Annotated in this window: 9 protein-coding genes; 8 read left to right on the plus strand and 1 reads right to left on the minus strand. The window is 31.8% G+C overall.

Annotated features, from left to right (window positions below):
* Window positions 1-105: 105 nt before the first annotated feature.
* Window positions 106-423 (minus strand): hypothetical protein, encoded by a 318-nt coding sequence (locus CD032_RS12515; protein ID WP_019467705.1) that lies wholly within the window; start codon window positions 421-423, stop codon window positions 106-108.
* 76 nt (window positions 424-499) lie between these two features.
* Here CD032_RS12515 and CD032_RS12520 point away from each other — a divergent pair, with 76 nt between their 5' ends.
* From CD032_RS12520 to CD032_RS12555, 8 genes are all read left to right on the plus strand, one after another.
* Window positions 500-1,582 carry a M42 family metallopeptidase gene (locus CD032_RS12520; protein ID WP_401537629.1) on the plus strand — a complete coding sequence of 361 codons (1,083 nt, stop codon included), beginning with the start codon at window positions 500-502 and terminating at the stop codon, window positions 1,580-1,582.
* Window positions 1,583-1,599: 17 nt separating this feature from the next.
* Window positions 1,600-1,908, plus strand: a complete 309-nt coding sequence (locus CD032_RS12525) for a thioredoxin family protein (RefSeq protein WP_019467703.1) — start codon at window positions 1,600-1,602, stop codon at window positions 1,906-1,908.
* Window positions 1,909-2,034: 126 nt separating this feature from the next.
* On the plus strand, window positions 2,035-2,898 hold the full coding sequence (locus CD032_RS12530) for a DUF1444 domain-containing protein (RefSeq protein ID WP_103211524.1): 864 nt from the start codon (window positions 2,035-2,037) through the stop codon (window positions 2,896-2,898).
* Between the two features lie 12 nt (window positions 2,899-2,910).
* Window positions 2,911-3,510, plus strand: a complete 600-nt coding sequence (gene ytpR / locus CD032_RS12535; protein ID WP_040030101.1) for a YtpR family tRNA-binding protein — start codon at window positions 2,911-2,913, stop codon at window positions 3,508-3,510.
* A gap of 17 nt (window positions 3,511-3,527) precedes the next feature.
* Window positions 3,528-7,196 carry a DNA translocase FtsK gene (locus tag CD032_RS12540; RefSeq protein ID WP_040030102.1) on the plus strand — a complete coding sequence of 1,223 codons (3,669 nt, stop codon included), beginning with the start codon at window positions 3,528-3,530 and terminating at the stop codon, window positions 7,194-7,196.
* Window positions 7,197-7,219: 23 nt separating this feature from the next.
* A complete protein-coding gene (gene murC / locus CD032_RS12545) occupies window positions 7,220-8,533 on the plus strand; it encodes a UDP-N-acetylmuramate--L-alanine ligase (RefSeq protein ID WP_019467699.1) in 1,314 nt (437 codons plus the stop codon).
* A gap of 71 nt (window positions 8,534-8,604) precedes the next feature.
* A complete protein-coding gene (locus CD032_RS12550; RefSeq protein ID WP_019467698.1) occupies window positions 8,605-9,096 on the plus strand; it encodes a DUF948 domain-containing protein in 492 nt (163 codons plus the stop codon).
* Between the two features lie 82 nt (window positions 9,097-9,178).
* Window positions 9,179-10,402 (plus strand): hypothetical protein, encoded by a 1,224-nt coding sequence (locus CD032_RS12555; RefSeq protein WP_103211525.1) that lies wholly within the window; start codon window positions 9,179-9,181, stop codon window positions 10,400-10,402.
* Window positions 10,403-10,528 lie beyond the last annotated feature (126 nt).

The raw sequence follows: 10,528 nt of genomic DNA on the forward strand, positions 1-10,528 counted from the left end.
AAACAATGTCTTCTTGCCTTGAGCAGTGATATAGTTTATTTCTTTCAATGTAGTCAATAATCAATTACTACATGATACAAACATGTTCATAACTTTAACCATTTATCATTTACATTCAACGATGTTTATCACTTCACCGCTTTTAGCATTAGCATAAAAATCATAATAAGTGCGTTTGCCATTATGAAGGGTAGTGATACCACCTTGAAAGACTTCTAATTGATCGCCAGCATTTTGATACATTATCGTTTCGTTTAATATGTAAGAACCTACAACATTCATAAAATAAGTTTTTACATCTGAAATAATAATTTCAGGATTACGATTTTGTAGTTGCTTTTGGCGAGTATAAAAATAAATTGATCCAACAATAGTTGTTATTAGGATTAAGCCGATGAAGAACCAACTTTTTTTATTCAACATATTACAATCTACCCCCAATAAATTCATATTTATAGTTTAACATAATGAAGATGATATAATAAATATTAAGGAGTGAATGTCATTGAGTATAGACAAAAGTAAAACACTATCAAGAATGAAAATATTAACGGAATTACATGGCGCGCCAGGATTTGAAGATGAGGTTAAAGGATATTTGAAAGATGAGATGTCACCGTATGTAGATGATTTTGTTTATAATCGTATGGGTGGTTTTTATGGGGTTAAACGATCTAAATCTAAAGATCCTAAAAGAATAATGGTTGCTGCTCATATGGATGAAGTAGGTTTTTTAATAACGAACATTACAGATAATGGGTTTTTACAATTCACTAATTTAGGTGGAGTAGCAACTGATATTTGGCAAGGTCAAAGGCTAAAGGTAAAATCAAGAAGCAACGAAGAAATTGTTGGAGTCGTAGCAAATATACCGAAACATTTTAGAACAGGTAACGAAGGCGCACCAAAAATTGAGGATTTATTATTAGATATAGGCTGTGAAAACGAACAAGATGTCATAAATCGAGGCATTCAAATAGGTGATACTATAGTTCCAGACACACCATTTACACAATTATCAGAGCATAGGTTTGCTAGTAAAGCATGGGATAATCGCTATGGTTGTTTAATTGGTATAGAATTATTAGAATTATTAAAAGATATAGAGTTAGATTTTGATTTATATGTTGGTGCAAATGTCCAAGAAGAGGTTGGTTTAAGAGGTGCAAAAGCCTCTGCCGAATTAATTGATCCAGATGTTGCTTTTATAGTAGATTGTTCACCAGCAAATGATATGAAAGGAAAGCAAAATCTTTCCGGTGAACTGGGAAAAGGGACTTTAATTCGTATAAAAGATGGAACAATGATACTAAAACCAACGTTTAGAGATTTGCTGTTAGATTTAGCAAACAAATTTAAAATTCCTCATCAATATTATATGTCTCCAGGTGGTACAGATGGGGGAGAAATTCACAAAGCAAACATAGGTATACCAACTGCAGTTATTGGTGTTTGTGCACGCTATATTCACAGTACAAATGCAGTATTTGATTTTCGCGATTATGATGCTGCAAGAAGCTTAATATTACAATCAGTTAAAAATTTAGATAATGAAGTAATAAATACTTTACAGTATAAATAATGTTTTGGAGTGATTAGATGGAACAATTAGAAAATGAACAACAATTTTTAGAATTAAAAAAAGGACACACAGTATTTTTATTTACTGCTGATTGGTGTCCGGATTGTAAAGTGATTGAACCAGACCTACCACAACTTGAAGCAAAGTATACAAATTATAAATTCATATCAGTGGATAGAGATAAATTTATAGATATTTGTATTGAACATGGTATTATGGGCATTCCTAGTTTTTTAGTATTTAGTAATGGACAACAAATTGGAAGTTATATTGGCAAAGAACGTAAATCCATTGAACAGATAGATGAATTTTTAGCTTCTTTATAAAAACAAAGTGAATTAAATGTATAAATGTGTACGCTAAAAATATACCCTTAGAACTTACTTTTTTTCTGTTCCTAAGGGTATATTTATTGTAAACTGTATAAAGACACGTAAATAGGAGTGTTAACGATGAATGTCTTTCAAATGAGAGATAAATTAAAAGATAGATTGAAACATTTAGATGTTAAATTTAGTTTTAATCGTGATGAAGAAACACTACGCGTATCTAGAAATGATAATGGCAAAGGTGTTACTGTCAAAATTTCTACAATTGTAGCGAAATATAAAGAACAAAAAGAAAACATTGTAGATGAAATTGTATATTATGTTGAAGAAGCGATTGAACAAATGAAAGGGGAGGCTTTATCTGATGCAGAGAATATTGAGATAATGCCTGTACTAAGATCCCCTAGTTTTGATAAAAAAGACAAAGAAGGTAATTCTTTTGTTATAGATAAACATACTGCAGAAACAAATATTTATTATGCAGTAGATTTAGGAAAATCTTATCGATTAATAGATGAACAAATGTTAGAAAAATTAAATCTTACTAAACAACAAGTCAAAGAAATGGCATTATTTAATGTTAGGAAACTTGAAAACAAATATAAAACTGATGAAGTTAAAGGTAATATTTTCTATTTTGTAAATTCAAATGATGGCTATGATGCAAGTAGAATTTTAAATAATACCTTTTTAAATGACATACAAGCTCAATGTGAAGGTGAAATGTTGGTAGCAGTACCACATCAAGATGTGTTAATTATTGCTGATATACGAAATAAAACAGGTTTTGATGTCATGGCACATTTAACGATGGAATTCTTCACTAAAGGTTTAGTTCCAATCACATCACTGTCATTAGCTTATGATAAAGGACATTTTGAACCAATATTTATACTAGGTAAAAATAATAAACAAAAAAGAAACCCAGATGTCATCCAAAGATTAGAAGCAACTAGAAAACAATATGAAAATAAAGATAAGAAATAAGGAGTTAAAAAAATGAATTTATTTTACAATAAAGAAGCTGTAGGAGATGTAGCTTTTTTACAAATTGAACCCACAACAGGTGAATTTACTTATGAAATAAAGAATGATGTAGTTGAAATTCGTCAAGATAATAAGGTTGTAGGTTTTAATATATTCAATGCATCAAAGGTCTCTAATATTACTGGAAAAGGTCATATAAAATTGGATGAAAATTTGATTCATGACTTACAAAAAGCAATTAATAATGCTGGTTTCACATTTGAATTAAACGCAGATTTATCACCAAAATTTGTTGTCGGTTATGTTGAAACTAAAGACAAACACCCAGATGCAGATAAATTAAGTGTATTAAATGTAGATGTAGAAACAGAAAAGCTACAAATCGTTTGTGGAGCGCCGAATGTTGAAGCAGGACAAAAGGTCGTTGTAGCAAAAGTAGGAGCTGTGATGCCAAGTGGCATGGTTATTAAAGATGCAGCATTACGTGGTGTAGATTCAAGTGGAATGATTTGTTCTATGAAAGAATTAAATTTACCAAATGCTCCACAGGAAAAAGGTATTATGGTATTGTCTGATGAATACAAAGTTGGACAGGCATTTTTTGAAGAATAGAAGGAGGTAATGTCCGAATGAGCTGGTTCGACAAATTATTTGGAGAAGAAAATGATCCTAATAAAGATTATCTAAATAAAAGAAACCAACGACGCCAAAAGAATATGCAGCAAGAACATCAAGACACATTACTTCCTCAAAATAACGATGTTTATGAGAGACCCAAAGGAAAATTTAGATTTCCAATGCGTGTTTTAGAAGAAAATAGTGACATTGAGGACGCTAATAAAGCATCATCAGAAAATGAATTTAAAAATTCCAATCATAAGTCATCTAATCATCATACTGAGAATCACCACTATAGAAGACGGAGACAAATGGCTGATGAAACAACTACAGATAAATTTAATCAACCATCTACAGAATCTTATCCATCATCACGTAGTAAAACAAATGCGTCATTAGATAATGAAATTCGTAAAGAAAAGAAACAACACAAAGGAAAAAGAACAAGAATTCAAACAGATGTTTTAGGCGGTACTGGACACGGAAGTGGATATAGTACAAAAAAACATGAGCCTACTACACCTCAATATCATAAAAGCGAATTTAAAGCGAGCGAAGTTCCTTCCGCTATTTTTGGAACTAAAAAACCACATCCTTTAGAAAACGGTGTGATAAAACCTAATAATCGTTTTACAGATGATAATGAGAGTGAAATGCAAGAAGAACAAAAACCAAATTCTAACAATGATCAAAGTGTCACTGATGAATCAACGTTTGATCAATCTTCTCAAGTTGATAGTGAACAACCATCATTTAAAAAGAGCAAAGAACAAACGCAAAATAAATCTATGCAACAAGATCATGTATCACAATCAACAACTACACCTAAAAAGAACAATACAATCAATATAGAAAATATCTACGCGTCTCAAATTGTTGAAGAAATTCGTAGAGAACGTGAGCGTAAAGTGCTTCAAAAACGTCAGTTTAAGAAAGCATTGCAACAGAAGCGACAAGAAAATCAACAAGATGACGAAGATACAATTCAAAAAGCAATTGATGAAATGTATGCACAACAAGCAAAACAATATATTGGAGAAAGTTCATTAGACGGAGCAGAAAATAATAATAGTAATACAGACTATGCAAAAAAAATGTCTGATAAAGATACAAATGAAAAAAATGATGCTGATGGCCAAAGTGATACGTCACAATACAAGTATCAAGAAATTAATTTAGATCATATAAGTGATGTACATAACATTGACAATAACCAATCAGATATTGAGTCAGATGAAAGTGAGAAACAATCTGTCAATGTAGAAAATGAATCAAGTATTACAGAAACATCAACGAGTCAAGCTAATGAAGATACAAATCTTTATCAAGATAGTAATCGTGAAGAAACAGCTAACATTCAACAACAAAATGATGAAAACGCAACAGAATCTATCGGTGATACTGAAATTTCGGATGCAACGTATAGAGAAATTTCAGATGTTCAAAATGATATGTCACAAAATACGCTTGATTCAACTCAACAAACGCACAATAATGAAGTGAAAACATCAAAAAATGAAAATGATTATTCTGTGGATGATACATCAATGTATACAAACCATCATTTTGAAAAAGAAGATGAGCAAAATGATGGTGACTCTGATGATTTAAATAAAAATGTTTCACGATATCAGAAAGATTCATCTGTTAATACTGAAGCGGATAGAACTAGTGAAAATACTTTTGTTAACGACGCACAGATTTCAGAGAATAAAGATGATGAAGCGCAGCAAGTTCATGATAAGCCAGTAGCTAAGGTTAATAGTGATGAACAAAGGAATCAACAACATAAAAAAGCAACTAGATTGAAAGGGAGCAAACCTTTCAATGTAGTGATGACACCATCTGATAAAAAACGAATGCTTGATGCTAAAAAAAATCTTAACAACACGAATACTTCTGTCAACTCAAATGAGGTTAAATTACAACAATCAGATGATAATATAGATAAATCAACACAAACGAAAAAAGATGAAACAACTGCCTCTTATCATCAACAAATGCATACCGAAAATAATGTGGAAGTAAATGCTTCTGACGATAATAAGTCAAAAATTACGGATAAGCATGCGCAATCTGAAATATTGACTGAGGATGTACAGTCCAATAAAGGTCTGAAAGATGAAGCTATAGATAACGAACATGGTGAAAAAACACAAAATCTTGAATCCACACATTTAGACAATCAATCAGTTGATGATACGAAGTCTCAGAATTCAAATTCTGTGGGTCAGCCAAGCCAAAATACGCAAACATCTCAAGAAAGTAAAACGACAATAAGAAAAGGTCCGAATATTAAACTTCCAAGTATTGATTTACTTGATGAACCTAAAGTGCATGAAATAGATAATCAATGGATTGAAGAAAAGAAACAAGAATTAAATGAAGCATTCTATTATTTCAATGTACCTGCGGAAGTTCAAACTGTTACGGAAGGACCAAGTGTGACTCGTTTTGAATTGTCTGTTGAAAAAGGTGTGAAAGTATCTAGAATTACTAACTTACAAGATGATATTAAAATGGCATTGGCAGCAAAAGATATACGTATTGAAGCACCTATTCCAGGTACGAGTTTAGTAGGTATTGAAGTGCCAAATCAGTCTTCAACACCTGTTAATTTACGTTCTATTATAGAAGATAATACATTTAAAAATGCTGAATCTAAATTAACAGTTGCTATGGGACTTAGAATTAATAATGAGCCGTTGGTAATGGATATAGCAAAAACACCTCATGCATTAATTGCTGGTGCTACAGGCTCAGGTAAATCTGTATCTATTAACAGCATTTTAATGTCATTATTGTATAAAAATCATCCTGAAGAACTAAGGTTATTACTTATCGATCCTAAGATGGTTGAGTTGGCACCATATAATGGCTTGCCACATTTGGTATCCCCTGTTATTACTGATGTTAAAGCTGCTACACAAAGTTTAAAATGGGCAGTTGAAGAAATGGAACGTCGATATAAAGTATTTGCCAAATATCATGTTAGAAATATAACTGCTTTTAATAAAAAGGCAAATTATGAAGATAGAATGCCAAAAATTGTTATAGTAATAGATGAATTAGCTGATTTAATGATGATGGCACCACAAGAGGTTGAACAATCAATTGCACGAATTGCACAAAAAGCACGCGCATGCGGGATTCATATGTTAGTTGCAACACAAAGACCATCTGTAAACGTAATTACAGGATTAATCAAAGCGAATATACCAACGCGAATTGCCTTTATGGTATCTTCAAGTGTAGATTCACGTACGATTTTAGATAGTGGTGGGGCAGAACGCTTATTAGGTTATGGGGATATGCTCTACCTAGGAAGTGGAATGAACAAACCAATACGTGTACAAGGAACTTTCGTTTCTGATGAAGAAATTGATGATGTAGTTGATTTTATTAAACAACAACGTGAACCTGATTATCTTTTTGAAGAAAAAGAATTGTTGAAAAAAGTAGAAAGTCATCCGCAAGATGATTTATTCGACGACGTATGTCGATTTATGGTACAAGAAGGACATATTTCTACTTCACTGATACAAAGACATTTCCAAATCGGTTATAATCGCGCTGCTAGAATTGTAGACCAACTAGAACAGTTAGGTTATGTTTCGGAAGCAAACGGTTCTAAACCTAGAGATGTGTATATCACTGAGTCTGATTTGAATGATAATTAATATAGAGATAAAGGAGTGTTACAATGACACATTACCATTTTGTCGGCATTAAAGGTGCCGGTATGAGTTCATTAGCACAAATCATGCATGATCTTGGAAATGAAGTACAAGGATCAGATATAAAGAATTATGTTTTTACAGAAGTAGCATTAAAAAATAAAGGTATAAAAATCCTACCTTTTGACGCAGATAATATAAAGGAAGATATGGTCATTGTTCAAGGTAATGCCTTTCCTGATACGCATGAAGAAGTAGTGCGCGCACACGATTTAAATTTAGAAGTAATTCGCTATCATGATTTTTTAGGTCATGTTATTAATCAATACACTTCTGTTGCGGTAACAGGTGCACATGGTAAAACGTCTACAACTGGCTTACTATCACATGTTATGAACGGAGATAAAAAGACTTCTTTCTTGATTGGAGACGGTACAGGTCTAGGTATTCCTGCTAGTGATTACTTTGCTTTTGAAGCATGTGAATACCGTAGACATTTTTTAAGTTATCATCCGGATTATACAATTATGACAAATATTGATTTTGATCATCCAGATTATTTTAAAGATGTACATGACGTTTTTAATGCTTTTCAAGAAATGGCACATAACGTAAAAAAAGCAATTATAGCTTGGGGAGATGATCCATATCTTCGTGATTTAAAAGCAGATGTACCTATTTATTATTATGGATTTTCTGAAAATGATGATATATATGCGGATAATATTCAAATTAGTGAAAAAGGTACACAATTTGATGTTTATATTAATAATAAATTTTATGATACTTTCTTATCTCCACAATTTGGGGATCATAATATTTTAAATGGACTTGCTGTAATAGCAATAAGTTATTTAGAAGGATTAAATGTTGATAATATTAAAGAAGCGTTAGAAACATTTGGTGGTGTAAAACGTAGATTTAATGAAACAAAAGCGGGTAAACAAATATTAGTGGATGATTATGCTCACCATCCGAGAGAAATTAGTGCTACAATTGAGACAGCACGAAAAAAATATCCTAATAAAGAAGTTATAGCTGTTTTCCAACCACATACTTTCAGTAGAACACAGGCTTTTTTAGAAGAATTTGCTGAATGTTTAAATCTTGCTGATAAAACATTTTTATGTGAAATTTTTGGATCAATAAGAGAAAATAATGGCGAACTAACTATTCAAGACCTAGTTAAAAGGGTGGATGATTCCACGCTTATTGATGAGCAAAGTGTAAATACGTTAGAACAGTATAAAGATGCAGTTATCTTATTTATGGGTGCAGGCGATATACAAAAAATCCAACGTGCATATATGGAAAATATCGGTGTAACTACCTCATTTTAATATGTTTATGTTAAAATGATGTGGGTATTTATATTAAATAACAACATATGTTTTTTTAGGAGGCGTTTTAAATGGAATGGATTTTACCTATAGCTGGAATAATTGCAGCGATTGCTTTTTTAGTATTATGTATAGGAATCGTTGTTGTATTACTTTCAGTTAAGAAAAATTTAGATCACGTTGCTAAAACTCTTGATGGAGTTGAAGGACAAATTCAAGGGATTACACGTGAATCTACTGACTTACTTCATAAAGCGAATCGCTTAACTGAAGATATTCAAGATAAATCAGAACGTTTAAACTCTGTCGTTGATGCTGTGAAAGGTATCGGTGATTCAGTTCAAACATTAAATGGTTCTGTTGATCGAGTTACAAACTCAATCACGCACAATATTTCTCAAAATGAAGATAAAATTTCTCAAGTTGTACAATGGTCAAACGTTGCAATGGAAGTTGCTGACAAATGGCAAAACAGAAGAAATCGTAGAGAAAGTGCAAATTATAAAGCAAGTAGCGTAGCAGATGATGCAAATCATAGCTATACTACACGTGTTGACCATTAATCATTTATATACTTAAAAAACAAATGCACTTAAATGAGGTATAAACTTATTTAAGTGCATTTGTTATAGGAGGCATTCAATTATGAAGTACTATAATCGAGATGATTTCGAAAGAAATTTAGAAAGTTATGAAGTTCCAAAATATTTTACATCTGGCGCTAGAAATGTGTTTGTTTATGGATTTATAGTGGGTGCAGTGATAGGTTCGGCTGTAGGGTTGGTTTCTATTAGTAAATCACGTCAAAGTGATAAATCCGATCCTAAAAATAAAAAAGCATTCAAATCAAATGTAGTTAAAGAAACTGAAAATGATAAAGCAGAAGCAGAACGTCAAGTTGCGCACATAAAAGAAAAAGCAATTACAAACAATGAATTAGATGCACAAAAAGTTGCTATTCAACAAGAGACGGCTACACACAACTTATCTAATACGTCACCTCAAGCACAAGAAACATTAACTGAACAAAAATCAAGTGAAGCATCAGATGATGATTTAAACAATATTGATGTACAAGCACAACCAACTGAAAGTGAAAAAAATGCTCAAAAAAATGCAATTAAGCAAGAGTCAGAAACACATCATTTATCTGATTCTACAGTTGCATCATCTTCTGACGAAACATCAAAAAATGGTACAGTATCGGCTACAAAATTAGCGAATGCTGCTGAAGAGAAAAATAAAGCTTTAAAAAATGACGCGACAGTTAAGGAAAACACAAATGCACTTGTAGCTGAAGAAAATGTAAAATCTAATTCTAAAAAGACAGTTCCTAATTTAGTTACTAAAAGTACTGAAGCTGAATCAACAAATAGTTTAAAATCAGCAACAGTTGCAGGTAGTATTACTGCTACAGGATTAGCATTAGCAGCTAACCAAAAACGTGATGCAATGTCTAAAGATCCTAAGGTAGCTGAAAAGACAGTTGATTTATTAGAACCTGAAACGCTAACAGCCAAAGTTAATCAAAAGGTACCTAATTTAGTTACAAAGAAATTAGATAATGCAGTAGAAAATAATAATAAAGTAGAAAATTCTGCAGATAAACATGGTCAAGCTTCAACTAATAATGCACCTCAAGCTGCAGAACAACGTGTTAAACAAACACACAAAAGTGTGTCTTTTAAAGATGGTATAATTGTTCATGATAATGCTGAACAAGGTATAAATAAGCAATCTTCTAGTAATAATAGTACTGTTTCAGCTAATTCTGACCAAGAAGTGCCAACATATTCAAAAAACAGATTACAAAACAAGAAGTCTGAAAAAGCGAAAAGTAAAATAGATAAAAGAACATTTAATGACTAAAAGCTGTTATCTGAATTTGGAATAAATTCTATAATCAAATGGAGTTTGGGATATAAATCCCCATTCTCAAAATTAGAGGGCCAATCCTTAATATGGATTGGTCCTCTTTATATTTAAAATATTACG

It is taken from the genome of Staphylococcus cohnii subsp. cohnii (assembly GCF_002902365.1).
GTDB classification, from domain to species: Bacteria; Bacillota; Bacilli; order Staphylococcales; family Staphylococcaceae; genus Staphylococcus; species Staphylococcus cohnii.